We start from the raw sequence: 25,922 nt of genomic DNA on the forward strand, positions 1-25,922 counted from the left end.
TAAAACGCTACTATACGCACCGTCTTGAGGGGTTAAGCCCCGTAAGGCAGTCGGAGTGTGGCGCAGCTTGGTAGCGCGTTGCAATGGGGTTGCAAAGGTCGCAGGTTCGAATCCTGTCACTCCGACCAAAATACTTAACGAAAACGGCCACTTAGCTAATTGAGCAAGTGGCCGTTTTTGGTTTTCTGCGAGATAGGTAGCAAATAGGTAGCAAGCGCCAGCAACAAGTAGCGCTTAGCAAGTGCATCTAACGTGGCTCGTGTCCACTTACAAGCGATGTCGGATTATCGGACATCGCCCCCGTGAGCTCGGTAGCGCTCGAACCTATTAGGTGGGCAGCCAGGCGTCAGGTCATCGACGATAGCATCGTCAAGCGCCTCGATACGCTGGCGCAACTTCTGGATAGCGTGAACATCCTGTTTTCGCATCGCCCACACCAGTCGGCGCTCTAGGCGCTCGCGCTCCCCTTCGAGGCGCTCGGCGCGGTATTCGCCTGCGGGTCGCTCACTCCATTCAAGCTCGCGTCTTGGATCCATCATCACAGCACCTCACTTGAGCGATACGGGGTCAGCAAAAGCTGGAATGTTGGGTTTTGCTGGTAGCCGCCGACACCGCCAAGGCTCTGACGCTCGCGGTTCTCGAATAGGTCGGCCACCAGTAGCAATACGGCGGCGCGTACTGGGGCGGGCATCGGGTCGGGCAGGCCGTCGCCCAGATAATCGGCAATGTGGCCTTCGGCGGCCAGCAGCAGCCCGCCTATGTAACCATCTTCCTCATCGTCGAGAATACGTAGGTGATCTTTGGCTTCTTGCAGCGTGACGGTACTCATACGAAAAACACCTCTGTTTCCAGATCGGTCGGTGCCTCGGCGCTTTGGGCAGCGCCCATTGCCATCGCCAGGGCTTGAATGCCATCAATGCGCCCTGTGCGGCGCGACTTGTCGAGCTTGCGGGCGCCAGCGGGGTCAGTCACGGCAACGGCGTTGGCCGCGCACATCGTCAGTACGGGGTGATTGCCGTGGGCAAGGCGACCGTTGAGCAATTCGGCCTCGAGGGCGTCCAGGGCTGGGGCCATGTCGCGGAAGCCTTGTCCGTGCGGGGTTAGCGGCAAGTCGATACCCAGCCGGTCGAGCTCCTTGCGGAAGATGTCGATACGCCAGCGGTCAAAGGCTAGCGCGTGAAGATCCACGTCTTGCAGGATCTCCACCAGATCGGCGGCGACGGCTTCATAATCCACCGTGGCGCCGGGGGTAGTGCGCAGGAAGCCGGAGCGCGCCCAAACGTCATAGGGCGCACGGTCGGTTTTGGCGCGATCGAAGATGCCTTGCTCAGGTGTCCAGAAATATGGCCGCACCTGCCACGTGCCATCGACCTTGCCCACCAGCACCAACGCGGTAAGGTCGGTACGCGCCGATAAGTCGAGGCCGCCGTATACCGGCCCGTCGAAGGGCTCAGGAGGACGCGCGCAACTAGCCCACACGTCAGGGCTAATGAAGGGGCTATCGAGGCTGACACGCTGGTTGAGCAATAGATTACGCGCCGAGTTGGACATGCTGGGCATTCGCTCGGCCTGGGCCAGCAGCTCGCGCATATCGTCCATACTGCGGAAGATGCCCAAGGCGGGGTTTGCCGCCTTCCAGGCGTCTTCGTCCATCAGCTCGCACCCTTCGGGGGCGGAGTACAAACGGCAGACCGTGCGCGGATCCTCAGAACGCAGCGCGTCGTCGATCCATTGACTTAGCAAGTCGGCATCGTTGGCCGCCTGGGTGCTGATAGTGATCAGCAAGGGATGCTCGTGCGCCCCTTGGCTGGTCGTAATGGCATCGACAAAATCGGATTGCGGGCCGCGTACCTGTCCCACCTCATCCAGAATTGCCAGTACGGGTGAAAGCCCGTGAGCTGTTTTACCATCGGCAGCCAGTGCCTTGAACTCGGTGTTCATCGTCAGACCGATAAGGCGCTTGCTACTGGGCACGATACGCACGATGCGGGAAAGCTCGGGCGACATCTGAACCATCTTCGATGCGAGGTTGAAAACCAGCGCGGCTTGATCACGGCTCATGGCGCCGCTAATGAGCTGGCTATTTTGCTTCACCTCTGGCCCTACCAGGTGCGCTAGCAGCAGCGCGGCGATAAGGCCCGTTTTCCCATTCTTGCGACCTACCGACAGAATGGCGCGCCGTGTGCCGGCCGGATTGTCGTAGACATCGACGATGAACTGCTTTTGGAACGCGGCGAGCTGCAAGGGCTGGCCCACATTGGCGCCCTCGGGGGTAACGCAATAGCGTTCGATGAATTTGATAATGCGCTCTGCTCGCGTCATTGCAGGACGATCCTCGGAATCAGGCCATCATCCTCATCGACGCCGTGGCGTGCATCGCGCTCCAGCGCGGCGCCCTTGTTGATGTCCTGGGACTTGCCCACCACGCTGATGGTGTCGATCTTGAGTTGGCGCGCAGTGGCCAACGCTCGACGGCTCATCTTGTCGAGGAGCGTGCAGGCAGGGTGCACTTGATCGCCCAGTATCATGCCCTCTTGGTCAATCAGCGTTTCAAGCTGGGCGATGTCGCCATAGGCTCGTGCAAGCTGCGCAGCCAGAATCAAGTCGGCATCCGTCCACGTATCACGCGGCCTTGCCGTCACAATGGCGTTCCAGGCGGCGCGGTCGCTATCGCGTAAGCGAACGCCAAGCGGTGGGTCAATCGGCCCTAGTGCGACCGCCTGGGCGGCGGCAACGGCCGCTTTGGCGCTATCAGATCGGTGGCGTCGGGCTGTGGTTTTCATGGCAGTTAGCAATAAAAATGAGGTGAGGGGGCGGTCTTCATTGGATCAGTTGCTGGTGATTTTTCGCCACGGGCTGGCCGGGTCGAGCGGGATGCCGCTGGTATCGCACCCCACGAGCGCGCCGCCGCGCCCCTGTGTCTCGGCCATCGTCTTGCGTGAGTGGCATTCATGGCACAGTGGCTGCAGCGCTTCGCGTCGGTTGTCGTCGGTGTAGTCGCCGGACTGGTTGACGATGTGATCGACATCGGTGGCTGGGGTCACAATGCCCAGCGCCGCGCACTGGCGGCAAAGGGGCTCATCGGCCAACACCTGGGCGCGCAGGCGCCGCCAAGCGCCACTATTCAATGGGACGTTGCGCAGCTTCTTCATCGTCGATTCCTTCAATGGCGGGCAGGTTCTCCAGGCGCCGAACTTCTGAACGCAACATCCAGCGATCGTTGATGCCGCGCTCGTAGAACTGAGCTCGGGTCAGTGAGTCGCCGCGCAGCAGCGCTTCCACGTTGTGCTCCACATAGAAGCGTGCCGGGTCATTGATCAGTACGCGGTTGATGCCTTGCTCCCAAGCCACCAGATGGCGGCGCAAGGTATGCGTAACGAAGTAACGGCCCAGCTCGACCGCGTTCGAGTAGTTGGCCTCTCGTAGATCCCCAATCAGTACGGGCGGGACACGGAATAGGCGGGCCACCTCTTCGACGGATAGGCGCCGCGCCTCGATCCACTCGGCATCCTCCAACGTCATGCTGACCGGCTTGTACTGGGCGCCTTGAGGCAGCACGGGCGTTTTCCCGTGGTTGTTCACCCCCTCTTGGCCCGCTGCCCAGCTCTCGCGAATCTGCGTGTTCTGCTCTTTGCTTAGGCCGGGCGGGGCTTCGATCACGCCTGATAGCTTGGTGCCTTGCTCGAACATCTTGCTACCGTGGGTGCGTTCGGCCAGTGCCAGCCCTACGGTATCTCGCGCCACCTGAATAGGTGAGCGCCCAACGATGCCATCATCAGTGTGGTAACGAAGGTGCAGCACCTCATCGGCCAGCAGGCGACGAACGCGGCCACTCTCGTCGGTCACGTCATACAGCAGATTGCCTACTTGGTTACGCAGGATGGTGACGCGATCAGGGTGCAGTGGCAGGAGGGCTTGGGGCTGGCCGTTACCACCGCGCACGATCTCGGCGTAGGCATTCCCGCGCAGCAGAATATGGCGCTGCATCTGCTCGCGCAGCTCCAGGGCCGTCTGGTAGCCGTTCGGGGCATCGTGAAGTAGCCGATAGAGTGGGTGTTGCCGGGCCTTCTCGCGCCCTGTATCCGTTCGCCGGTATACGTCCAGGGGCAGGCTTCCCACGCTTTCCGATATGGCCGCAATGGCCGCGTACACGGCGCTAATGCTCTCGGCGGTGTCTGGGTTCACCATGACGCCCGAGCTGGCGCCAGCAGCGCCCAGCGCGGCGTAGTACGGATCGTAATGATCACCGGCACCAGAGGGCGATGCCCGGCGCTCCAAAAAGCGGCGTAGAACGTTCATCGGCAAGCCTCCAAATAGAGTCGTGCCAAACGAATGCCACGCGGTTGCTTGCCTCTCACCTGAACGCTAGTCGTGTCGTAGGCGGGCGTAGCCGTAATAGTAACCTCCAACAGGTCGACATCCTCGAGCACGCGGGTTTCTCCTTCCCAGCTTTCCCCCTGGGCGATGAAGCCGAAAGAGCAACCGTGGACATCACCGCGCTTTACCAACGTGGCGACGTCTCGGCCCAACTGGGTGTCGGGTAAGTCCAACTCGAACGCCAGCCCTTGATCGTCCTCGTGTAGACGTAGCGAGCCCGAGCCAGCACGCCCCAGCAGCGCGCGGCCATCGTGCTCGTAAATCGCCCGCACATTCGGTGCATCTTTGCTGGCCAGTGTGCGCGTAAAAGCGCCGGGGCGGATTCGCTCAGAGAAACCATCCAGTTGCGTCGGCGCATCGAAACGGGCCGCGTAGCCATACAGCGTGCGGCCTTTCGTCTCGACGGCATTGGCAAGTGCGCGTCGCTCCATGGTTACGGCGCCGGGCGGGCGACGACAAAGCCCTGCGGATGGCGCAGCGCTACGTCAGCGGTCGCCATGGCGCGCACTTGAACACCGCCGCGGCTGTAGGCGGGCTCGGCGTAGGGGTTCACCAGGATGTCGATTTCAGACCAAATGCCCAGCATGACTTGCGACCAGTCGCCCAGCAGCAAGGTATCGGTCGGCATTTGGTTGGTGACGTTGAAGGGCTTGTCATCCATCACGCCGTTTTGCAGCAAGAAGCCGGATCCACTACCAGGCACTTTCTCGATACTGGCGAGCGAGGTTTTAATGCCCGGTGCGGACAGCCAGTTGACCGCCTCAAGGTTGGCCAGCTCCAGCAGCTCGGATAGCGCCAGCACGCCCGCCCAGTTATCGGGCATGGCGGCCTCTTGGATTCCGGCCGTATTCAGCACGCCGGTGGGCTCCTTGCCGCCTGCGCCATGGATCAGCGCCGCGTCGATTTGCTGGGCGACCAGGGCGGTCAGGTCAGCGCGCACAAGCTGTTCGATGTCGGGGCTTGATTGCTGAATCAACTGGCGGCTCATCTCGGTTTTGCCGCCGGTGTGCTTGGGCGTCAGCGTGACGCTATCAAAGCCCATCGTGCCCTCTGGCACCGCCTCACCTTCGCCCACCCAGCCTAGCGACAGCCCAGAGCCGTACTTGGGAATGCTCACGTTACCGGATAGCCCCGACAACACGCGAACGCCCAGCCGACGTGCCAATAGGCGGTTACGCAGTGGGCCGATGTAGTCCTGCGGGCGGTGCTGCGTTGGGACGATCTCGGGCGCGGCGCCGGTATCGATGGCACGCTGCTCAAGCGCCTGCATAGGGATGAAGGCACCCTGTGCTCTACGACCGCTGCGGCGTTCGGCCTCTTGGGCATACTCCCGTTCGACGCCATCCAGCGAACGACCTTCCATCTGAGCGCGCATCACCTTGAGCACGGATACACGCCGGGCCAGTTTGTCGAAGTCGGCGCCAGCATCCCCCGCAACCGGCGTGGCAGCGCTACGTCGCTCGGCTTCTGCAAGATACTCTGCACGGTCAATTTGACTGGCCAGGGTACGCTCCTCGCCTTTGAGGGCATCGAAACGTTGGGTTTCTTCGGCGGTGAGGTCGCGCCCATCGTTGGCGGCTTCATCAATCAACGCCTTCATGGTGGCGACTTTCTCTGAGCGCTGTTCACGCAGTGCTGATAATTTCATGCTGGAACCTTCTTTGAGGTGGATTATTGCCAAGTATCATATTTTTATGGCAGATAATTCCAATTATCACACCTGTTGCTTATTTATCAATACATTTACACAGTAGCTTTAAGCGACTCTGTTCAGCTTGATTACGATTTTCTGCAGGAATTTAGCGATAACAGGCACCTATACCCTTGCGCCCCCGTATCAGGGATCGAGCGTGTGGGCAAGGAGTGTGCAGACTGCTTACTCCCTCCCGGCCTGGGCCATTAGCCACTTTATTCACCCCACCCCCGTGGTATATCTAGAAGGGTGTCCATTTTTTGAACGCGGTAAACATCGAAAAACCGCCTTAAGGGTTCAATTTTTAGCCCCTTATTTCAGGCCAGCGCGGCCCATTTCCGATAAGGGTTCATTTTTTAGCCCTATAGGGTTCAATTTTTGAACGCGGTTTAAATCGAATGACCGTTCAGCAAAAAACACTCGACCAAAAAAAACCCACCTTGCGGTGGGCAATCAGGCTCTAGATAGCTTTCGCTTGGGAGCAATACTCGGCGGCATGTCCAACTCCTTGCCAGGGCAGTCGTCGATGGTTTGCCAAGTCAGAGCAAAAAGCGCACAGCGGGCGCCTTCTCGGCCATGTCGGTTCTCTCTGGTCTTCACGATCAGATGCCGCTCCTGCAGCTCTCGAAGAGCTTTAGCCAAGGTGGCCTTGGCCATACCTCCCCATTCGTCCATCATCGAATGCGTAGCGGCAAGGTCGCCGTTATTATGACCGTTGTACTGGCTTCCCAGCACCATCAGCACCTTCAATGCCGATGGTGACAATTCGCGAAAGTCGCTTTGCTCCATCAACAGTTTGGGTAACGCAAGAAAGCCGCCGGGCGTACCAACGCTATTGCGCCTCTTCTTCGCCATGGCTCCCTCCCATCAAGGAGGCCTCACAGTGAGCCCCCCCTCGCCATCACTACGATTCGATCAAGTGGTAACGCTGAATCTGTCGACCGCGTACGGATGGAGCAGGATGCTGGCGCTTATCGATGGCATAGCCCTTGCCGATAAGGTCGCGCACCACGGCACGGGCATCGGCCACTGGCAACGACCATTGCAACTCGGCGGCACTCATTGGCCGCTGGCGCAGTAGCTCTAGCACCATGCTTTGCTGAGTGTTAGGCTTCACCTTGCAGGCCTTGGAAATATCGTCACGGCCCCCGCCAGGGCCGCGACGCTCTCTTTTATCTCTCATGTCATCACCGCCTTGGACAGTGCTGCATCGGCAGTGCTGGCATAGGTGTCTCCATCAGCCAGCCAGTCGAATACATCCTTGAGACGGTACCGAACAGTCCGGCCATGCTTAACGAATCTTGGTGCTGGCTTTCCTAACAAAAGTCCGGTAGTTCTGGCTTTGCGTGCCGTGGCCGGTTGAACTGGGATCAGGTGGGGGAATACGGCTGTTTCAGGCAGTTCGATTAGGGCAGGGTCAAATCCATCACGGTAGCGAGCTAGAGCGCTAGCCAATACTTGAGGTTGGTAATTGCTGTCTATGTACATTGCGGGCGTCCTTGTGTCTGCTTGATGACGCCTAGAACAATCGCAAAATTCTTAACAGCGATGGCCCGCAATAAACTGGATTAGTTTAGGGCTGGGAGTAGGGGGCACGGCCCTCAATCTCATCCAATATTGTTGTTCCGTGCTTTTTACGTAACCGATGCACGCGTAGAAATTCAGGATAGTGGCTTTCTCGCCAGTGGCGTTCAATATCGGCCTCGCCGAGATGCATCTTTTTAGCTACTTTCTCGAACACGTTCTTGTGAACGGATTTTCGGCTCAACTTATTGTTATCGGGATCTTCCCTGCACAGTTCAAAAATCATGTTTAGAGCAATCGCCATATCGTTGCGTCGCGGATTTACCTGCCCGCGCCCTCTATGTCTCAACAAATCTTCTCCAGCATACTCACCAAAATAGTGATCGATTTTTCTAACGTACCTTTCCGCTGGCTCAGCTAGCACTTCAATTGCCCAGCGACTCAAAGGGCCTTTCCAGCTGCGTTGATCTCGGATTGAGCCAATGGCAGCCAAAAGATCCCCTTTGCGGCTCCCGTACGTGGCTTCATGAATTTGACGGAAACGTGCTTCAGTATTTCGCTGGACGTTATCCAGATGCATAGCTGTTTCTAGCTTACAATCTGCACAGCTATCACGGTCAAGTGAGTAGCGATACAACAGCGATGCCAAGCGCTCGGCTGAGTCGGGCTTGTCTCTAACATGTTCAGCCAGTCGATCGAGAACTGCGTCCAAGTCATGCTGTATCGCATCCAATTCTTCGCACATTATATTCTCCATCAAGCATCCATCTTGGCGACCAGCCAGCGCGATAAAGCCCACGCTGGCCAGCCAACCGGCTCTATTCACCAGCCGCCGTATAGACACTGCTTCCGAAAAGCCTCTATTTTCTCCAGATCATCAGTGTCGAACAGCCTTGCCAGTGCATCGTTACCTTCATACGCCTCGAGCTCTTTGACGTTGATAATCACCTGTGTGGCCTCAGCGCCTATGCTGGCTTCGACCTTGATTTCGTCGTGTAAAAGGTCGTGAATCAGCGCTACTAGCTCGCAATTACCTTCCAGATTCATGATTCTGCCTCCTGTCCTTTCGCAGCCTTATCAAGGAAATTAACTACATTGGCGAGTCCCCAATGCACTCGTTCTGATCGGTTATTAGAGCGAGTGCGAACATCGATGATTTGAGGAGATTCAGGGTCAAAGCTGATACGACAAGCGCGCTCGCCGGTATGCTCAACTAGGCAGGCATCAGGTTGTCCAACAATCCTCAAGGCATCGCGCCAGCATTTGGCGGTGATTATCTGCTGTGACCCGGTACGGGCCAGCGTAACGGTGTAGGTGGTAAACTCGCCTTGCATTTCGGCATCTCCTTTGATCAGTTGCCGTTATGTACGGCCCCGGGGTGCTTCATCATCCCGGGGCCATCCTCATTCGCCAATTTGGCGGATTCTTCACTGCCGTCCATCACCCGTGCGAAAACTTCGACCGCTTCGCGTTTGTGGTCGGGTGCCAAGTGGGCATAGAACTGTATCGTTGTCTCGATGCTGCTGTGTGCCATCAGCTTGGAGACGGTCAGAATATCGGCACCAGCCATCACCAACTGGCTTGCAAAATTGTGGCGCAGCGAATAAAGCTGCAAGTCAACAGGGAGTCCCGCTAGCCTGCGCACTGCCGCCCAAGGCTTTTGCATTGAAGTTCGATCCAGTCGCTTGCCAGTTCGCGGGCTTGGAAAGACTAGTCCCGACGCAGGCGATTCCTGTTGTATATGCCATGCCTTGAAGATTGCCACCGCCGAAGCTGACAATGGGAAGGTCTGTGGCTCCGGGCGCTTGTGGGCAGTCTTCTCAATCGTTTTTCTGATAGTGGCAAACGGGAGGTTGATATGCTCCCAGCGAAGCCCGAAGAGATCGCCGGGACGAAAGCCTGTATAGAACATCGCCAGGATCCACGGTGCGACATGATCGACATAGACCACGTGATCAAGGTCGGGAAGATAGGCTTTTCCGTGCTGACGACTACGCCGACGTTGATCCCGTTTCTCATCCTGATAGGCTTCTATCCCCGCGAAAAGAGCTTTTACTTCCCTAGGGTCAAGATAGCGGCGCTCGCTACCGAGCTCCGCGAGCTCTTCTTCAGTCAATGCCGGTTTTTGTAGCTTTACGCCCTTAAGAGGGTGCGTGGGAATCACTTTGCGTTCTTCTGCGTGAGCCAGTAGAGCCGCCAATGCATCATAGCTACGTTTTAGCGTAGAAAAAGCGCGCGGTTTCTCTTCTGTTTCCTGATTCGCTTGCCAGCGCTCGACATCAGCGTGGGCCAGACTTCCCATTGGGCGGTCAAGCCAGTCGGAAAAATCTCGGCGTATTCGGCTTACAGTGCCGCGTCCATCCTTACGGCGACTCTGGAAAGCAGTATATGGTCCTTCAAGATAGGCGCGCAGTGTCTGCTGTTGCTGCCGCTCGATCTCGACCTTTGCATCTTCGATCAATGCACGTGGGTCGCCTCCTTGGGCCACCACGGCCAGCGCTTCCTTGGCATTATCCCGTGCTTGAGTAGCGGTAAGGGTGCCATAGCGGCCCAAGGTTAAAATGCGTTGTTTTCCGGCCTTGGTTCTGTAGTAAAGACGGAACGTCAAGCCACGCTTTCCCGGGCGCACGTGATAGCCAGGTAGGTCGGTATCGAAAACGTCCTCACTTGGCAGTGTCTTGGTCATCTGATCAAGCGCTTTGGCGGTCAGTTTTAGCGTGCTTGCCATGTCTTTCCCGAACTAGGTAGCAAATAGGTAGCAAATTCAGGATATATCAATAGATAATTAGCAACAACAAGAAAACGAGATATTGTTTTAAGTTATTGATTTTAAATTAATAAAAGTAATTTGTTGTGTCTGGTTGTTTCTTGTTTTGTACGGGATGAATGCAATGGGGTTGCAAAGGTCGCAGGTTCGAATCCTGTCACTCCGACCAAAATACTTGATGAAAATGGCCACTTCGCTCATAGCGAAAGTGGCCATTTTTTTATTGCATGTATGTCTAGGTGATATACAGGTAGCAACCGCCTGGATTTTTGCATTTCATAGGTGTGCCTCTATGGAGAAATCGGGAACCTAGGTTGGCTGGTTAGCGCGGTTGAGTTGTCCGCATTTTTGGGTGATCGGACCAGCTTGCCAAAGCAGGAGGCAGGGGGCGTGTTACTCCTCTAGGGTAAGTTGACGAACATGGATACCCATAGCGGTTGCTAGCTTTTTTAACGTGGTGTGGCGAGGTTTGGCGCTGATGCTTTCCCACTGGGCAACCTGTGCCTGGGAGACGTTTAAGCGTCTAGCTAGCTCGGCTTGTGTAACGCCAAGGTATTCGCGCCAGCAGCGGGTTAGTGGCACATCATCGACCATATGGCGGCTGACAATTTCGTGAGGCAACGTCAACGCATCTACTTCACCGGCACGCTCTACCAGTTCGGTGAATTGCTCTAACGGCAGCACAGCATAGCGGCGCCCTGCCTGTTCGCTTATCTGGTAATCAATAGGTGCGTTCATCGCGTTTCTTTACCTCCTCGATAGAGACCACTTGCAGGCCCGTTTCCACATCGAACAACACGCGATAGCGGCCTACACGTAGGCGATATTGGTACTGGTGACGGGTAAGGGGTTTAATGTCGTGAGTCTCTTTACACTCTGGCCAAGTGGCTAGAGTGCCCACCCGCTCAATGACCATGGCGCGGTCAGATGCATGTAGCTTCTTAGCTTGCTTGGCCGCCTTGAGCGTCCATTGCACTTGATAGGTCATAAGTTTTTATAAGTTTAAGCGTTGATTGAGACAACAGCAAGTGTCGGCAGCAATTATCAGTGTGGCCTTGGCGCCCGTTTTCCGGGCGCCGTGTTTGCGTTAGGCGGTGAGATTGTCGCGACCGTTGGGCGTGATCAGTACGTTGTCTTCAATCCGAATGCCGCCGCAGGGTAATAGCTCCTCGATGAGGGCCCAGTTGAGCGGAAGCCCGCGTTGGCGCAGGGGTTCGAGCAGCATGGGGATGAAGTAGCAGCCGGGTTCGATGGTGATGACCATGCCGGGCGCAAGCGTTCGTGTGAGGCGAAGCGCCGGGTGCTGCGAAGGTGAGGGGCAGGGGGTGCCGTCGGTAAGGCGCTTACCCGCCACATCATGAACCTGTATGCCCAGCGAGTGGCCTAGCCCATGGGGGCAGAAGGCGCGGGTAATGCCAGCCTCCAGTGCCTGCTCGGCACTGCCGTGAAAGAGGCCGTGGGCGACCAGTACCTCGGCAAGGTAACGATGCATCAGGGTATGTAGGTCGAGAAAGGCGACGTTGGGGGCCATGGCATCGATCACGGTGTCCTTGATATTGGTTACCGCAGTGATCAAGTCGGCAAACACGGATGGCGCATCTGGCCCGGCATAGGTGCGGGTAAGGTCGGCTGCGTAGCCGCGAAAGCGATAGCCCGCATCGACCAGTAGACTGTGGCGCTGGTACGGCGCTTGCACGTCGTAGTGCTGATAGTGAAGCACGCCGGCGTGGGCGTTCAAACCAATAATATTCTGGTAGGGCACCTGGGACTCACGCTGGCGGCTCGCGGCTAGATAAGCGAGTTGAATGTCTAGCTCGCTCGCCGCGCCGAAAAACGCCGCTTCGGCAGCGCGGTGGCCATCGAGGGCGCGACGATTGGCTTCGCGTAGGCAGGCCACTTCGTAGTCGCTCTTGTGCATCCGCTGCTCATCCAGCGCCCAGTAGAGCGCCTCGGGGGCATCTATACCCTTTAGCTGGGCGCGCAGCTCGGCGGGTAGGGCATTGATATCGCCCACTAGCGCCGTGTTGGGGCTCACCGCTGGCGGCGCTATATCGCTTATCCGAATGATATCGAAGGCGTCGCACCAGGGCTCGTCAGGCAGTTGGGTGGGAAGGTGCCAAAAATCCTCCGGGGCGTGTAGATAAAGGGTGGGCTTGGTGTTCGGCGCAATCACCAGCCAACAGTGTTCGGCGTGGGGTAGCGGCACCCAGTGAACGAAGTGGCCGAAGGCTTGAAAGGCGGGGTAGTGGTCATCGGCAAAAAAAGCGCTGGCATGGCCGCTATAGAGAGCGATGGCGTCGATGTCGAAGTGTGCCATCAGGCTTTCGTAGTATGCCTGCAGTGAGGCGATATGCCGCTGCTGAAGGGATAAAAGTGAATCGGTCATGGTCATCCTTTACGATGTGTGTCGAGGCTGGCGAGCGGCCAAGGCGCTCCAAAGCTGATCCACCTCGCCGTGGGGCTTTTGATGACGGTAGAGGCGAAGCTCGAGCGCTACGTCCCACTCGCGGCCGCCAGCACGCACTAAGGTACCCTCGTCAAGCTCGCGCGCCACGCTGCGCTCGGGTAGCCAACTCATACCGTAACCCAGCTGAATGAGCTCTTTGATGCTTGGCGCATAGAGATTCTCGGTTTGGGCAACCAGATGGGCCGCCACCGGGCGGCGCGACAGATGTGCCTTGATCGCCGAGCCGAGCAAGCCCCGTTTGGGGTAAGCGAGCCAGGGAAGCGGCTGCTGGCGCGTGCCGGGTAGCGCCACTCTGGGCGCGCCCTCGGCGTCGGGTGCGGTCACTGCGATTAGGCGTTCGCTGCCGATGGTGCGAAAGTGACAGGCCGTGGTGTCCAGATCCAGCTCGCAGCGCTCGGTCGGCCAGTAGCAGATCGCCAGATCGCACTCGCCGCGCTGTAGCGCTTGAAAGTAGTCGCTGGCGACCCAGCCCGTAGCGCGCAGATAGGGCTGTAAGCGCTCTCCCCAGCCAAGCTCACCCGCCCAGTCGGCAAAGAAATTCGCCAACAAGCTCTGTGGCGCCGCCACTAACACTCGGCGTGCCTGCCCGGCGTGAATGTCGCGCATGCGATCACGGGTAAGACGTACGCGTTCGGTGACCTGCTCGCAGAGGGTGAGAAACTCCTCCCCGGCGGGCGTGAGCGAGAGCGGCAGGGTCTGGCGGTTGATCAGGGTTACCCCCATCTCCTCTTCGAGCAGCTTGATGCGCCGCGAGAAGGTGGGCTGGGTAACGTGCTGCTCCTCCGCCGCGCGGGAGAAGTGTCGGGTTCTGGCCAGGGCGATAAAGTCTTCTAGCCAGCGAATTTCCATGCCTTACCTCGCCAAAGTGAATGGAGCGCCGGGTTCATAATCGGCCTTCTTCAACAGCGTGGCACGCGACTAGCGTTCCGTCACCTTGGCGCTGTAGCTGCGGAATGTCACGCGTGCAGCGTTCATTGGCGTGCGGGCAGCGGCCATGAAACACGCAGCCGCTGGGTAAGTTGACCGGCGTCGGCACTTCACCGGAGAGGCGAATGTGCTGTGGGCGGTCGTCCTTAAGGCGCGGAATCGCTGAGAGCAGCGCCTGGGTATAGGGATGACGCGGCTTGGCGAAGAGCGTTTCGGTCGTGGCGACCTCGCACACCGTACCCAGATACATCACTGCCACGCGTGTGCCGAAATGTTCGACCACCGCCAAGTCATGGGTGATGAACAGATACGTCAAACCGCGTTCGCGCTGGGCATCCATCAGCAAGTTGAGGACTTGGGCCTGGATCGAGACGTCGAGTGCCGAGATGGGCTCGTCGGCGACGATGAACTCGGGGTCCACCGCCAGCGCGCGGGCAATGGCGATTCGCTGGCGCTGCCCGCCGGAGAACTCGTGACCGAAGCGCTTGCCCCAGTCGGGATTGATGCCCACCGAACGCATGACCTCCTCGACCTTGTCGGCGATCTGCTGGCGGCTCCAGTCGCGATGGTGCAAGCGCAGCGGCTCCTCTAGCGTTTGCTGAATGGTCATGCGCGGGTTCAGCGACGCGTAGGGGTTTTGGAAGATCATCTGCATGCGTTTGCGATATGGCAAAAGCTGGCGCGAGGTCAGCCCATCGATGCGCTCACCGCCGTAGTGGATCTCTCCCGCCGACGGGCTGATCAGCCCCATCACCGTGCGCGCTACCGTCGATTTGCCACAGCCCGATTCGCCGACCACGCAGAGCGCTTCGCCACGCTGGATATCCAGGTCGACGCCGTTGATGGCGTGTACATACTCCTGGTGGCGTACCAGCTTACCGCCTTTGAAACGCAGCTGATCGAGAAAGTCACCCGATAGCGAAAAGCGTTTTTTCAGCCCGCGAACCTGCAACAAGGCGGCATCACTGTCTTCGATGGCCGTCGCGGGAATGCGTGCCGCTTGTGGCGTGCGCGGGGTGTCGATAGCGTCGACGCTCATTGGGCTTCCTCCTTCATTCGACGGTCTTCGAGCATTTCCGCCACCATGTGGCAGGCGACGCGGCACTGCCCGGAGATGACGAACTCAGGGACTTGCTCGACGCAGGCCGGACGTGCCGTGCCATCGCTACGATGGGTGAAATCGCAGCGCGGATGAAAGGCGCAGCCGCTGGGCAGCGCGTTTAACGAGGGCATGCTGCCGCGAATTTGATTGAGTTTCTCGCCGGGGGTGGCCATCTGCGGCAGGGCGTTGAGCAGCCCCTGGGTGTAAGGGTGCTGCGGGTCGTTGATGATCTCCCGCGTTGGGCCCTGTTCGATCACGCGCCCGGCGTACATCACCAGCATACGCTGGGTGACTTGGCTCACCACGCCAAGGTCGTGGGTGATCAAAATCAGCGCTACGTTATGGGTTTCGCAGAGGCTTAGCAGCAGCGCCATTATCTCGGCTTGAATGGTTACGTCGAGGGCGGTCGTGGGCTCGTCGGCGACGATGATGTCAGGGTCGAGCAGCAGAGCAATGGCGATGATGATGCGCTGGCGCATACCGCCAGAGAGCTCGTGGGGGTATTGATCCAGGCGCTTTTCCGGCGATGGGATCTGTACCTGTTTGAGTCGATCCAACGCAATCGAGCGCGCTTCGCGGCGCGAGATGCGCCGGTGCGCCTTGAGGCACTCGATCATCTGCTCGCCGATGGAGAGCACTGGGTTCAGCGTCATCATAGGGTCTTGAAAGATCATCGAAATGCGGTTGCCCCGAATCTTGCGCAGCCCACGCTCGGACATCTTGGTCAGCGCCTGGCCGTCGAAGCGGATCTCGCCCCCGGCGATGAAACCCGGTTTGGCGATGAGGTTCAGCAGGGAAAAGGCCGCCACCGACTTGCCCGCGCCGGACTCGCCGACGATGCCCAAGCGCTCGCCGCGCTCCAGGGTGAAATTGACGTCGCGCAGCGCGCGCACCTCGCCCTGACGCAAGGCGAAGCGAACGTCCAGGTGATTGACTTCGAGTAGTGCCATGGTCGTCTCAGCCTTTGTACAGTCGAGGGTTCATCACGTCGCGCAGCCAGTCGCCCAGCAGGTTGATCGACAGCACCAGCACCACCAGCACGGCGCCGGGAATCAGGGTGATCCACCAGGAGCCCGACTGGATGTAGTCGAACCCGGCCTTGATCAGCGAGCCAAGCGATGGGTGGGTCTCTGGCATGCCGAGCCCAAGAAAGGAGAGTGCGGCTTCGGAGATGATGGCGTTGGCGATCTGTACCGTCGAGATGACGAAGATCGGCGACAGCGTATTGGGCAGTACATGGCGAAACATGATGCGCTTGCTGCGCAGGCCCATGACCCGCGCGGCATCGACGTACTCCTTGCCGCGCTCGGCCAGCACCGAAGCGCGCACCGTACGCGCATACTGCGGCCACTCGGCAAGGCCGATGATCAAAATCAGCATCACCACCGCGTATTCGCTATAGAAAGCGCTGCCGAGCGTCGACTTGACGACCGCACCGACTACGATGGCGACCATCAGCGTCGAAAATGACAGCTGGATGTCGGCCAAGCGCATCAAGAAAGCGTCGATACGCCCGCCGAGATAGCCCGCCATCAGGCCGAAAGTGACACCGATGAGCGCCTGGAGGATGACGGCGCCAAACCCAATCAGCAGTGAGACGCGAGTACCGTAGAGAATGATCGACCAAAGATCGCGCCCCTGGGCGTCGGTGCCGAGGGTGTAGCGCTCATCGAAACCATCGATCCAGAACGGCGGAAGCTCTGAGTCGAGAATGTCGATATGACGCAGATCGTAAGGATCGGTCGGGGCCAAAAGCGGCGCGCAAAAGGCGGCCACTACTAGGCAAGCAAAGACCGCAAGGCACAGCTGGGCCGTACGATCGCGCTTGAAGCTGTACCACAGGTAGGAGTCGCGAAAACGCTCCCAGCGACTGGGCGTGGTGGTCGTTGACGTGCTCATGCGGGTTTACCTGTCAGTTTTACGGTGGGATTCACCAGGCCGTAGATCAAATCCACGACGGTATTGGTGACCACGAAGATGACGCCGACCACCATCAGGTAGGTGACGATCAGCGGAATGTCGGCGCGATTGATGGCGTCGAGGAACATGAGTCCCATGCCCGGCCACTGGAAAACGGTTTCGGTGAGAATGGTGTAAGCCACCATGGTACCGATCTGCACCCCGCCGACGGTGATCACCGGCAGCATGGTGTTTTTGAGTGCATGGACGAAATAGACCCGGCGCATGGAGATACCCTTGGCGCGGGCGTACTTGACGTATTCTGACTGCATCACCTCCATCATTTCGGCGCGAATCAAGCGGATGAAGAGCGGCAGCATGATCGAGGCCAGCGAAATGGCCGGCAGCACTAGGTGGCGAATACCGTCCCAACTGGCAAGATTGGTGTCCCAGTGGCCCACCACATGCACCAGATCATGGCCGCGGCCGAAGGAGGGCATGCTGCCTTGGGTCGAAAGCGTGGCATTGAGCCAAGCGCCCCAGCTAATGTCTTGCGGAAACAGCGTCACGTTGATGCCAATGGCGAATATTTGGATCAAGACGATAGCGGTCAAAAAGACCGGGATCGAAATGCCGATGATCGAGACGCCCATGAAAAAGCGTGAAATAGGCGAGCGCGGTTTGATCGCGCTATAGACTCCGATGGGCACAGAGAGCAGCACGATCAACAGCGTTGCAGCGAACACCAGTTCGAGGGTGGCCGGCAGATGCCGGGCGATCACCTCAAGCGCCGGTTCGCGATAAAAGTAGGAGTAGCCGAAATCACCTTGCAGGGCGTTCTTGGCAAAGCGTCCGTACTGGACCAAGAAAGGGTCGTTGAGACCTAGGCGCTCGCGAAGTGCGGCGCGTTCGCTTTCGGGAACCGATTGGCCGACCATCTGCTGAACGGGGTCGCCCAGATTGTCTTGTATGGCGAAAGCCAGCACGCTGATGACGAACATCACCAATACGGCATGCATCAGGCGCTTGATGAGAAAAGCAATCATGGCGTACGCCACCTTGTCGTTACGTGGGAAAAGTCAGTGAGCATCACCGCCGCGACGAGGCCACTCCACGCGCTTCGCTCCCCTTTTGAGGGAAGCGAAGCGGTCGGGCATGATGCGTCGATAAGGCGCTAGGATCAGCGCTCGATGACGAGATCGCCGAGGTAGGGGAAGTCGATGGCGTTGACCACCGGCTCGATGTCGACACCGTCGGCAGCAGCGTAGCCCAGGTTCTGCCAATGCAGCATGACGAAGCCGACGTCCTCATAAAGCATCGCTTCGGCCTCGCGAAGCATTTCGGCGCGGCGTTCGAGATCGGTTTGGCTATCGGCAGCGGTCACCAGAGCATCGATCTCTTCGTTGCAGTAGCTGCCGTAGTTGTACTGGCCGGCGCCGCTCTCTTCGTCGATGCAGAAGGAGAGGTACTGGAAGAAGTTGGCGGTGTCTTCGGTGTCGGAGTGCCAGCCGAGCATGGCGATGTCGGACTGACGGGTGTCGTACTCGGGCCAGTACTGCGCCAGCGGCATGGTGCGCAGGTTCACCTGGATGTTGATGCGCGACAGCATGTTGGCCACGGCCTGCGCGATTTGAGCATCGTTCACGTAGCGGTTGTTGGGCGCGATCATGTCGACGCTGAACCCCTCTTCATAGCCCGCTTCGGCCATGAGCTCTTGCGCGCGCTCAAGGTCGTAGCGCGGAGTAAGATCGGGGTTGTGGCCGGAGTAACCTTCGGGGGAGAACTGCGCCGCTGGCGTGGCGAAACCGCGCATCAGACGATCGGCGATGCCTTCTTGGTTGATGGCCAGATCGACCGCTTGGCGTACGCGGACGTCCTGAAAGGGTTCGACCGTCTCTTCGTTGAGCTGGAAGCCGATGATGCGGGTGCCGGGAATCTCGATCAAGTCGACGCCGTTGGCATCGCGTACGCGGTCGAGGTCGTTGGGCGGCACGGCATCGATGAAGTCGACACCGCCGGAGAGCAGGGCGGCCACGCGCGAGGCGTTTTCGGCGATGGGCGTAAGCACGATGTTGGTCACGTTGCCGGGGCTTTCGGTGTCCCAGTAGTCATCGAAGCGCTCGAAGTCGACGCGCACGCCTTGGCGGCGTTCGGTGACCATGAAGGGGCCGGTGCCGGAGACGTTGCGCGAGGCAAAGGAGTTGCCCGCCTTGACGATCTCGGCCTTGTCGCTGCCATCGTCGGTTTCACCGCTGTAGAACGCGCTGTCCATGGGGAAGACGTAGGTCGCGAGGTTCAAAAGCAGCGGGTAGGGCTCGGTGGTGGTGATCTCGACGGTGTAGTCGTCAACAGCTTCAACGCTGGCGATCGGCTCGAAGATGGCGCGGTAATCGGGGCTCTCTTTCAAGCGCTCGATAGTCCAGACCACGTCATTGGCAGTGAAGGCATTGCCGGAGTGGAAGGTGACCCCTTCGCGCAGGGTCAGGCGCATGTGGGTGTCGTCGGTCTGCTCCCATTCGGTAGCCAGGCGGGGCTCGAATTGGAAGTCCTTGGTCCAGCGGACTAGAGGATCGAACGCCATGTGGGAGAAACGCAGCACGCCGCCAGAGAGCTGCTCGTGCAAATCCAGCGTTTCGAAATCGGCGGAGTAGCCGATGCGCAGAGTTTCGGCTTGAGCGTTGAGCGACAGCAGGCTGCCTGCCATCGCAGTGGCAATGGCGCAGGTCAGAAGTTTCTTTTTGACGTTCATGATGGTTCCCTGTCTCTTAAGCGTTATTAGGAATCAGTCGGTGCATGCCTTATCAGGCCGTTCCATTATTCGAAAACTCATGGCACAGATAAGACGCAAGCGCAGATGTTGTAGTGAAGATCTGATTTATACGCACTGCTGGTTGTAGCCGAACCTCATGAGAGGGCACGTGATTCGGCCGACACGGTCGGCATAGTCGCCATGGCCTCTACAGTAGTGAGAGAGACCGTCCCGCTACAATCGAAATAATGACAGGCTCTATTCATATGCTGAATGATCGAGCCTCGATGCCAGGAAGCTTGGGCGCTCTAGGTGCAGGATTTTCTTTCGCTGGGCTCGTGGGTTAGCTGCGTGGCAGAGGCAAAGGTGGCATCATACGAGGCATTAAAGCTCGGCGAGAAAGGAGGCGCCGTCGCCATGCACCTACACATCATCGGTATCTGCGGCACCTTCATGGGAAGCCTTGCGCTGCTGGCGCGTGAGTTGGGTTACGAGGTCAGTGGCTCCGATGCCAATGTCTACCCGCCGATGAGCACCCAGCTTGAAGCGGCCGGGATCGCACTGAGCGAAGGTTATCGCGCCGAGAATCTCACGCCACGCCCGGATCTGGTCGTGGTGGGTAACGCGCTTTCGCGGGGTAACCCCGAGGTCGAGGCGCTGCTAAATCAGGGGCTTGCCTATACGTCAGGCGCCGAATGGCTGGCGCGTTTCGTGCTGCCGGGGCGGCGCGTCGTCGCCGTTGCAGGCACCCACGGCAAGACCACGACGGCGAGTCTGCTGGCTTGGCTGCTCGAATCGGCGGGTCTTGAACCCGGTTTCTTGATTGGCGGTGTGCCGCGCAATTTCGGCGTCTCGGCGCGTCTTGGAGGAGCAGACGCGCCCTTTGTCGTCGAGGCCGATGAATACGATACCGCCTTTTTCGACAAGCGCTCGAAGTTCGTTCATTACCGACCTTCGGTGGCGGTGCTCAGCAATCTCGAGTTCGACCACGCCGATATCTTTCCCGACCTTGCCGCCATCGAGCGCCAGTTTCATCACCTGGTACGCACGGTGCCGGGTAACGGCCGCCTCTTCGTTGCCGATGGCCAGCCTGCGCTTGAACGTGTGCTTGCGCAGGGCGTATGGACCCCGGTCGAGCACTTTGGCAGTGACGCGACCAGCGAGTGGCAGCTTCGCCTCGAGCGCAGCGATGCGCAGCGTTTCAGCGTGCGTCACACAAAGGCGTCGGGTAGCGAAGAGGTGCAGGTGACTTGGACGCTTACCGGTGAACACAATGCGCGCAATGCGTTGGCCGCTCTGGCCGCTGCCCACGCTTGCGGGGTCGAGTTGGCGCCCGCTTGCGCGGCGCTTGAGCACTTTCAGACGCCCAAGCGCCGCCAAGAGGTGCGCGGTGAAATCGGTGGCGTTCAGGTCATCGACGATTTTGCCCACCACCCCACCGCCATTGCGGCAACGCTCGGTGGCTTGCGTTCGGCAACGCCCAATGGACGCTTGCTCGCAGTGATCGAGCCGCGCTCCAATACCATGCGCTTAGGTGCGCTGCGAGAGCGCTTGAGCGAAAGCGTGGCCCAGGCCGATAGCGTCTTCTGGTACCAGCCGCCGGGGCTCGACTGGTCGATGTCCTCGCTGGTCGATGCAGGGCGCCATCGTCAGCTATTCGATGACATCGATACCCTGGTCGCGGCAGTCGTGGCCCAGGCCTTTTCTGGCGATCGTATCGTCGTGATGTCTAACGGCGGCTTCGGCGGTATTCACGAACGCCTGCTAGCGGCGCTGGCCGAGAGGCAAGGATGAGCGAACAGAGCACACAGCCTGAGACTTTCAAGCCGCCGGTGACGGTCGCGCTCACCGGCGCTTCCGGCGCGCAGTATGGGTTGCGCCTGATCGAGGTGTTGGTGGCCGCCAAGCATGAGGTCTGGGTGATGATCTCCAAAGCCGCGCATATGGTGATCGCCACCGAAACCGACGTGAACCTTCCTGCCCAGCCCGCGCGTCTGGCCGAAGCGCTCGGCGCACTGTGCCGCGCGCAGCCGGGGCAGATTCGCTGCTTTGGGCGCGAGGAGTGGATGGCGCCGGTGGCGTCGGGCTCTGGCGCGCCTTCGGCGATGGTCATCTGTCCCTGCTCGACCGGTACGCTTTCAGCGGTGGCGACTGGCGCCAGTAATAACCTGATTGAGCGCGCTGCCGACGTGGCGCTGAAAGAGCGGCGCACCTTGGTAATGGTTCCGCGTGAAGCGCCGCTCTCGGCCATTCATCTAGAGCACATGTTGTCACTCACGCGCTTGGGCGCGGTGATGCTGCCCGCAGCACCCGGGTTCTATCATCGCCCGGAGCGCATCGACGATCTTATCGACTTCATCGTCGCGCGCATTCTCAACCAGCTCAACATCGAACACAGCTTGATGCCGCGCTGGGGCGAGTAGCTTTCCGGTTGCGGCTTTCGCTGCTCACGTTGGTATTTTCTTCCCTGTTTTTAAGGACGTTCGCGCATGATCTCCTGGGCCACGCTTTCGGTCTTTGTTCCCACCTTCCTGTTCGTCTCGCTGACCCCGGGAATGTGTATGACGCTCGCCATGGTGCTGGGCATGACTCAGGGCATCAAACGTACGCTATGGATGATGGTGGGGGAACTCATGGGAGTGGCCTTGGTGGCCGCTTCGGCTGGCGCGGGGGTGGCGGCGCTGATGCTGCGCTATCCGGCGGTCTTTGCGCTGTTCAAGTGGGTGGGTGGGGCCTACTTGATCTATCTCGGGGTGATGATGTGGCGCTCGCGTGGGCGTATGGCGATTCCCAGCGAACTCGACATGGGCCCGCCCGCCGGGCGTTTGCAGCTGGCGATGCAGGGCTTCGTCACCGCCATTGCCAATCCTAAAGGCTGGGCCTTTTTCATGGTGCTGCTGCCGCCATTTCTCGACGGCACGCGGGCGTTACCCGCCCAGCTCGCCGTGTTGATCGCGGTGATTCTCTCCATCGAGCTGTTGAGCCTGCTGGTTTACGCCACCGGCGGTAAGACGCTGCGCCAAGCGCTGGGCAAGAGCGGTAACGTTCGCTTGCTCAATCGCGTGGCGGGCACGTTGATGATGGGCGTTGGCTTGTGGCTGGCGCTTGGGTAAAGCGCCAAGCGCTCACACGTAAGGCAGCCACACGATCCGCGCGCTGAGCAGTACCAAAGACGCAAGCGTCAGAAGACGCCACGGGCAAGGCGCAATGCTACGACTTTGACGCTGCCAGTTGAGGCGTACCAAAGCGCAGACCACGAGCCCCAGCAGAGCGCCCCCGATGAGATCGCTCAGCCAGTGTACGCCGATCACCAAGCGTGAGAGCGCCATGGGAAAGACTACTGCCAAGGCGGCCCAGTAGATCCATCCACGCCGTTCTCGCGGTAGCACCGAGGCCGCAAAGGCCGCCGCCAGCCCGAATAGCACTACCGAGGTCGAGGTGTGAGCGCTGGGGTAAGAGAGCGATCCGGTTAGGTAGTCCGGTGTGTCCGGGCGGGGGCGGCCAAAGGCGGCCTTACCCCAGGTATTGAGTAGGGCAATACCGAGCAGCGCGCTTGCCCAGTGGACTAGCAGGCGCAGTTGGCGTCGCCACAGCATCCACACGCCCCAGGGCAGAAATAGCGCAGTGATGCCGAGCTTGTCGCCTATCTTGGCCATCAAGTCGGCGGCGGCATCGATCTGTGCGCTATCGATCCAGGCAAAGAGTCGCTGGGCTTGAAGGTCGATATCGAGCGGCCCAGGATGGTTGATGACATAGAGCGTCCAACCCGATAGCGCTGCCAGCGAAATCACCAATAACAGCAGCGAGGCGAGCGGCACTTCGCCAGATTGGCTCAGCGTGAGCCAGGAGCGGCGCAAAAAGGGAAAGCGTCGCACGACACCGGCAAGCAGTCGATAGAGCCGGCCGTGTCGGCCTACCTGGTGCCTGGCCCAGGAGAACAAAAGCGCTAGAACGACGATGGCAGCGCCAATGAACAGCAGGGCGTTTTCGATATTGGGCGGAATATCGAGATGCTGCTGCCAGGTGTGACCCAACAGGTAGCCTGGCAAAACGTAGGCGGGGGCCCAAAGCAGCGCCGAAATCACGTTGGCCCAGAGAAAGTGCTGCCGTGGCATGCGCATCATCCCCGCCACCAGCGGAATGATCGGGCGCACTGGCCCAACGAAGCGGCCAATGAACACCGAGTAGGCGCCGTAGCGCTCGAAAAAGCGTATGCCTTGCGCCAGCCACTCGGGGTGCTTCGACAGCGGCCAGCGCGTAGTCACTTGTTCACGATAGCGATAGCCGAGCTGAAAACTTACGCCATCGCCGATGATCGCGCCCACGAACGCCGCTCCCAAAAGCCACAAAAGCGCAATGTCCTGATGCCCCGCTAGCGATGCGACGGCGGTGATCAGTACCACGCCGGGTACCAACAAGCCTACCAGCGCCAGCGATTCCGCTAGCGCTATGAGTAGCACGAGTAGCACCAATACCGGTGCCGAAAGCGACATCTGATGAAACGTATCGATCCACGCTCCCACGTCACACTCCCTGTTGTCGTTGCTGGTTTACGTTGGCTGATACAGCTTCTGTTTAGGCGCTTGCCAATGCCTGAGCGCGGCCTTCAAGGCGCTTGAGATAACGCTCGAAGCTTTCGCGGGCATAGGGCAGGCAAACCGCCATGCGTGTTTCAAGCTGCCCTGTCTCGACCAAGACGCGCCGCGATAGTACGCGCTGCAGCCGCTCCCTGACCAGTAGTGCACCGCTTTCGCTGGTGTCCGGTAGTACCAACCAAAAGGTGGCGTCGCCCGCACGCCCGAGAATGTCGTGATCGCGACTATGGGTGTTGACCTCACTGCACAGCGCGCCGAGCAGTGCCTGCTTGGCCCGGTAGCCGAACTGCTCTTCGGCCATGTCGAGTTGGGGCAGGTGCATGACCAAGACGGCCAGACGCTGATTGAGCAGCGCCGCACGCTGGTATTCGCTATGCAGACGCTCGCGCAGGGTATCGATGTGGTAGGCGTTGCAGTCACCATCGTGGGGATCGGTGGCGCGTAGCAGCGCCTGACGCCGGGTGTGCTCCCAGCGCGGTAGTGCCAAAAGAAGGTTCAGAGCAAGAAAGCTCAACACAAGCTCCGCGGAGACGAGAAAGTTACCCACCACGAACGCGAGGGTGGCCAGCAGCAGGGCGTTGAGCAGCAGCGCGCCCCAAAGCGGCAGCAAAATCAGCGCCGCCGTGGCTGGTAATCCGAGCCACAGCATCGACAGCATGGGGTTATGGTAAAACGCTACGAACGTCGTGAGGTAAAGGCTTGCCACCAGGGTCATGCGTGGCAGCGGCATGATGGTGTTTTGTGCCAGATGCATTAGCAGCGCCGAGAGCAGTAACAGCGATGTAAAGGTCGGCGCGAGCATGGCGCGGTAGTCGCCCATGGCGTAGAGCCAAAAGGCGTGACCGATCATCAGAAGGCTACTGAACGCGAAGGCCGCAGATTTGATCTGACGCGACAGGTGCAGCGTATTCATGCCGTCTCCTCGCTCAGCCGTTCGCTTGTGAGGCCATGCGTCAGGTCCTCGAGCGCCAGGGCGCCGACCATCAGATCGTTGAGCGGAAGTACCTGGTGGCTAGGCGGCTCGGTAAAGGTGCCGAGCAGGCAGCGACGGCGTATCGACGCGTCGTCAGCGGTGCGTGCCAGCACCATGATAGCCAGCGTCGTGGCGTCCAGGCGGTAGACGTTCTCGAAATCGTATGCCTGGGCGCACAGTTGCTGGGCGGCAGCCCAAAGACGGTGGCGCTTGACTCGAAGGACGAGCAGTTCGCCGTAGATGCCTTCGCGGGCGCAGCGAATCTGTTCGCGCTGTAGGTCGCGTAAAAGCTGCTCGCCCGCCCAGAGGTTGAGCCCCGGCATCAGGCGCAGACGCTGACGAATCGCACTGTTGAGATCGAACAGCTGGCGCGCCCGCGAAAGTGCAAAGAGCGACAGCGCCACTAGGCAAAGCAGAAGCAATACCCACGCCGGGCCGGTCAGCTGCGGCGTGATGCTGATTAGACTCACCAGAGCCGCAACGACGTTGAAAAGCGTTACCCAGCGCGTTTGCGGCAGAGTAAACAGCGCCGCCCAGGCCCAGATGAGCAGCCCGTGGCGCTCGGGCGCCGATACGATCAGGCCCAGCAGTAAGGCACCCGGTAGAATCTGCCAGGAGAAGCCGCGTGAGCGGCGGTGGCTGAAATCGAGCAGCACCGCCGAGACGAACAGCCAACCCACGGAAAGCCAAAGCAGCACGATGGCGCCCGGCGGCGAAGCAGGCGTCAACAGCGCCAGCGCGATGGCGGCGGCGAGTAAGTTGGCGCGTAGAAGTCTGATTTTGTACTTGCTTGGCATGGTGGCTTACTATGGATGGCCTTACGCAAACGCAGTATACCGCCGTTCGCTT

The 25,922-nt window shown here is 59.5% G+C and carries 30 protein-coding genes and 1 tRNA gene; 4 read left to right on the forward strand and 27 right to left on the reverse strand.

Going from position 1 to position 25,922, the window contains the following annotated elements:
• The first annotated feature begins 51 nt into the window (after positions 1–51).
• Positions 52–128 (forward strand) — tRNA-Pro (locus LLY24_RS08615).
• A 156-nt stretch (positions 129–284) separates the two neighbouring features.
• Here LLY24_RS08615 and LLY24_RS08620 read toward each other — a convergent pair.
• The 24 genes from LLY24_RS08620 to LLY24_RS08730 form a co-directional block, all read right to left on the reverse strand.
• Positions 285–539, reverse strand: coding sequence for a hypothetical protein (locus LLY24_RS08620; protein ID WP_259035873.1), 255 nt, complete (start codon positions 537–539; stop codon positions 285–287).
• Complete coding sequence (locus tag LLY24_RS08625; RefSeq protein ID WP_259035874.1) at positions 539–829, reverse strand: head-tail connector protein; 291 nt, start codon at positions 827–829, stop codon at positions 539–541. The genes LLY24_RS08620 and LLY24_RS08625 overlap by 1 nt, the downstream gene beginning before the upstream one ends.
• Positions 826–2,322 carry a terminase large subunit gene (locus LLY24_RS08630; protein WP_259035875.1) on the reverse strand — a complete coding sequence of 499 codons (1,497 nt, stop codon included), beginning with the start codon at positions 2,320–2,322 and terminating at the stop codon, positions 826–828. Before LLY24_RS08630 ends, LLY24_RS08625 begins: the two co-directional genes overlap by 4 nt.
• The gene (locus tag LLY24_RS08635) at positions 2,319–2,783 is read right to left on the reverse strand and encodes a P27 family phage terminase small subunit (protein WP_259035876.1); all 465 of its coding nucleotides are present in this window, start codon (positions 2,781–2,783) and stop codon (positions 2,319–2,321) included. The genes LLY24_RS08630 and LLY24_RS08635 overlap by 4 nt, the downstream gene beginning before the upstream one ends.
• A 45-nt stretch (positions 2,784–2,828) precedes the next feature.
• A complete protein-coding gene (locus LLY24_RS08640; protein ID WP_259035877.1) occupies positions 2,829–3,152 on the reverse strand; it encodes an HNH endonuclease in 324 nt (107 codons plus the stop codon).
• A complete protein-coding gene (locus tag LLY24_RS08645) occupies positions 3,121–4,299 on the reverse strand; it encodes a phage portal protein (protein WP_259035878.1) in 1,179 nt (392 codons plus the stop codon). Before LLY24_RS08645 ends, LLY24_RS08640 begins: the two co-directional genes overlap by 32 nt.
• The gene (locus LLY24_RS08650; RefSeq protein WP_259035879.1) at positions 4,296–4,808 is read right to left on the reverse strand and encodes an HK97 family phage prohead protease; all 513 of its coding nucleotides are present in this window, start codon (positions 4,806–4,808) and stop codon (positions 4,296–4,298) included. Before LLY24_RS08650 ends, LLY24_RS08645 begins: the two co-directional genes overlap by 4 nt.
• A 2-nt stretch (positions 4,809–4,810) precedes the next feature.
• Positions 4,811–6,025, reverse strand: a complete 1,215-nt coding sequence (locus tag LLY24_RS08655; protein WP_259035880.1) for a phage major capsid protein — start codon at positions 6,023–6,025, stop codon at positions 4,811–4,813.
• A gap of 498 nt (positions 6,026–6,523) precedes the next feature.
• Entirely contained in the window at positions 6,524–6,925 is a 402-nt protein-coding gene (locus LLY24_RS08660; RefSeq protein WP_259035881.1) for a hypothetical protein, read from the reverse strand.
• A gap of 49 nt (positions 6,926–6,974) precedes the next feature.
• Positions 6,975–7,253 carry a helix-turn-helix domain-containing protein gene (locus LLY24_RS08665; protein ID WP_259035882.1) on the reverse strand — a complete coding sequence of 93 codons (279 nt, stop codon included), beginning with the start codon at positions 7,251–7,253 and terminating at the stop codon, positions 6,975–6,977.
• A complete protein-coding gene (locus LLY24_RS08670) occupies positions 7,250–7,558 on the reverse strand; it encodes a hypothetical protein (protein ID WP_259035883.1) in 309 nt (102 codons plus the stop codon). The genes LLY24_RS08665 and LLY24_RS08670 overlap by 4 nt, the downstream gene beginning before the upstream one ends.
• 85 nt (positions 7,559–7,643) lie before the next feature.
• Positions 7,644–8,339 (reverse strand): hypothetical protein, encoded by a 696-nt coding sequence (locus tag LLY24_RS08675; RefSeq protein WP_259035884.1) that lies wholly within the window; start codon positions 8,337–8,339, stop codon positions 7,644–7,646.
• Positions 8,340–8,416: 77 nt separating this feature from the next.
• Positions 8,417–8,641 carry a hypothetical protein gene (locus tag LLY24_RS08680; protein WP_259035885.1) on the reverse strand — a complete coding sequence of 75 codons (225 nt, stop codon included), beginning with the start codon at positions 8,639–8,641 and terminating at the stop codon, positions 8,417–8,419.
• On the reverse strand, positions 8,638–8,928 hold the full coding sequence (locus LLY24_RS08685) for a hypothetical protein (protein WP_259035886.1): 291 nt from the start codon (positions 8,926–8,928) through the stop codon (positions 8,638–8,640). The genes LLY24_RS08680 and LLY24_RS08685 overlap by 4 nt, the downstream gene beginning before the upstream one ends.
• A 17-nt stretch (positions 8,929–8,945) precedes the next feature.
• Positions 8,946–10,322: a site-specific integrase gene (locus tag LLY24_RS08690; RefSeq protein ID WP_259035887.1), complete on the reverse strand. Its 1,377-nt coding sequence runs from the start codon at positions 10,320–10,322 to the stop codon at positions 8,946–8,948.
• Positions 10,323–10,754: 432 nt separating this feature from the next.
• Entirely contained in the window at positions 10,755–11,099 is a 345-nt protein-coding gene (locus LLY24_RS08695) for a helix-turn-helix domain-containing protein (protein WP_259035888.1), read from the reverse strand.
• The gene (locus tag LLY24_RS18320; RefSeq protein WP_345799646.1) at positions 11,083–11,349 is read right to left on the reverse strand and encodes a type II toxin-antitoxin system RelE family toxin; all 267 of its coding nucleotides are present in this window, start codon (positions 11,347–11,349) and stop codon (positions 11,083–11,085) included. Before LLY24_RS18320 ends, LLY24_RS08695 begins: the two co-directional genes overlap by 17 nt.
• A gap of 99 nt (positions 11,350–11,448) precedes the next feature.
• Complete coding sequence (gene pepQ / locus LLY24_RS08700) at positions 11,449–12,747, reverse strand: Xaa-Pro dipeptidase (protein ID WP_259035889.1); 1,299 nt, start codon at positions 12,745–12,747, stop codon at positions 11,449–11,451.
• 9 nt (positions 12,748–12,756) lie between these two features.
• Positions 12,757–13,677, reverse strand: a complete 921-nt coding sequence (locus LLY24_RS08705; protein WP_259035890.1) for a LysR family transcriptional regulator — start codon at positions 13,675–13,677, stop codon at positions 12,757–12,759.
• A gap of 34 nt (positions 13,678–13,711) precedes the next feature.
• Positions 13,712–14,794, reverse strand: coding sequence for an ABC transporter ATP-binding protein (locus LLY24_RS08710; RefSeq protein WP_259035891.1), 1,083 nt, complete (start codon positions 14,792–14,794; stop codon positions 13,712–13,714).
• Positions 14,791–15,807 (reverse strand): ABC transporter ATP-binding protein, encoded by a 1,017-nt coding sequence (locus LLY24_RS08715; RefSeq protein ID WP_259035892.1) that lies wholly within the window; start codon positions 15,805–15,807, stop codon positions 14,791–14,793. Before LLY24_RS08715 ends, LLY24_RS08710 begins: the two co-directional genes overlap by 4 nt.
• A 7-nt stretch (positions 15,808–15,814) precedes the next feature.
• Complete coding sequence (locus tag LLY24_RS08720) at positions 15,815–16,756, reverse strand: ABC transporter permease (RefSeq protein ID WP_259035893.1); 942 nt, start codon at positions 16,754–16,756, stop codon at positions 15,815–15,817.
• Complete coding sequence (locus tag LLY24_RS08725) at positions 16,753–17,802, reverse strand: ABC transporter permease (RefSeq protein ID WP_259035894.1); 1,050 nt, start codon at positions 17,800–17,802, stop codon at positions 16,753–16,755. The genes LLY24_RS08720 and LLY24_RS08725 overlap by 4 nt, the downstream gene beginning before the upstream one ends.
• 134 nt (positions 17,803–17,936) lie before the next feature.
• Positions 17,937–19,505, reverse strand: a complete 1,569-nt coding sequence (locus LLY24_RS08730) for an ABC transporter substrate-binding protein (RefSeq protein WP_259035895.1) — start codon at positions 19,503–19,505, stop codon at positions 17,937–17,939.
• 417 nt (positions 19,506–19,922) lie between these two features.
• Between LLY24_RS08730 and mpl the strand changes: the two genes are divergently transcribed.
• From mpl to LLY24_RS08745, 3 genes are all read left to right on the forward strand, one after another.
• Positions 19,923–21,299: a UDP-N-acetylmuramate:L-alanyl-gamma-D-glutamyl-meso-diaminopimelate ligase gene (mpl, locus tag LLY24_RS08735; RefSeq protein ID WP_259035896.1), complete on the forward strand. Its 1,377-nt coding sequence runs from the start codon at positions 19,923–19,925 to the stop codon at positions 21,297–21,299.
• Positions 21,296–21,928: a flavin prenyltransferase UbiX gene (locus LLY24_RS08740; RefSeq protein WP_259035897.1), complete on the forward strand. Its 633-nt coding sequence runs from the start codon at positions 21,296–21,298 to the stop codon at positions 21,926–21,928. Before mpl ends, LLY24_RS08740 begins: the two co-directional genes overlap by 4 nt.
• A gap of 66 nt (positions 21,929–21,994) precedes the next feature.
• Positions 21,995–22,618: a LysE family translocator gene (locus tag LLY24_RS08745; RefSeq protein WP_259035898.1), complete on the forward strand. Its 624-nt coding sequence runs from the start codon at positions 21,995–21,997 to the stop codon at positions 22,616–22,618.
• Between the two features lie 12 nt (positions 22,619–22,630).
• On the opposite strand, the gene LLY24_RS08750 is transcribed toward LLY24_RS08745, so the two are convergent.
• The 3 genes from LLY24_RS08750 to LLY24_RS08760 all read right to left on the reverse strand — a co-directional run bounded on the left by LLY24_RS08750 (position 22,631) and on the right by LLY24_RS08760 (position 25,870).
• On the reverse strand, positions 22,631–23,998 hold the full coding sequence (locus tag LLY24_RS08750; protein ID WP_259035972.1) for a bifunctional DedA family/phosphatase PAP2 family protein: 1,368 nt from the start codon (positions 23,996–23,998) through the stop codon (positions 22,631–22,633).
• 82 nt (positions 23,999–24,080) lie between these two features.
• A complete protein-coding gene (locus LLY24_RS08755) occupies positions 24,081–25,013 on the reverse strand; it encodes a diguanylate cyclase domain-containing protein (RefSeq protein ID WP_259035899.1) in 933 nt (310 codons plus the stop codon).
• Positions 25,010–25,870 (reverse strand): hypothetical protein, encoded by an 861-nt coding sequence (locus tag LLY24_RS08760; RefSeq protein ID WP_259035900.1) that lies wholly within the window; start codon positions 25,868–25,870, stop codon positions 25,010–25,012. The genes LLY24_RS08755 and LLY24_RS08760 overlap by 4 nt, the downstream gene beginning before the upstream one ends.
• Positions 25,871–25,922 lie beyond the last annotated feature (52 nt).

Source organism: Halomonas dongshanensis (assembly GCF_024790395.1).
Classification (GTDB): Bacteria; Pseudomonadota; Gammaproteobacteria; order Pseudomonadales; family Halomonadaceae; genus Vreelandella; species Vreelandella dongshanensis.